Below are 437 nucleotides of genomic sequence, written 5' to 3' on the forward strand. Positions count from 1 at the left end.
TTTTACCAGATGCTGCGCAAGCTCTCCATCCCCCATATTCCTGGCCAGGGGGTTACATCTTCGCAGGAAGCGCTGCAGGTTGCCGAGAGCATCGGCTATCCGGTTCTGATTCGACCGTCATATGTAATCGGCGGGCAGGGCATGGTGATTGCGCAGGACGCTGCAGAACTGGCACACACAATCGAGGGCTGGCTCGGCAGCAAACAAGCGGCCACGTTTTTCCCACTGCTGGTGGATCAGTACATCCCCGGCAAAGAAGTGGAAGTGGATGCTGTATGCGACGGAGATGACGTGCTGGTTCCGGGGATCTACGAGCATGTGGAGAAAGCTGGCGTTCACTCTGGTGACAGCATGGCTCTTTTCCCCGCTCCTAATCTGACGATAGCGCAAAAAGAGACACTGGTCGCCTACACAAAAAGCATTGCCCGCGAAATGAA

General features: G+C 55.6%; 1 pseudogene. It reads left to right on the top strand.

From position 1 onward, the window contains the following. Positions 1 to 437, top strand: a pseudogene (locus MXD62_RS10190) (ATP-grasp domain-containing protein); the annotation flags it as partial.

Origin of the sequence: Frankia sp. Mgl5 (genome assembly GCF_023242985.1) — a bacterium.
Lineage (GTDB): Bacteria > Actinomycetota > Actinomycetes > Frankiales > Frankiaceae > Parafrankia > Parafrankia soli.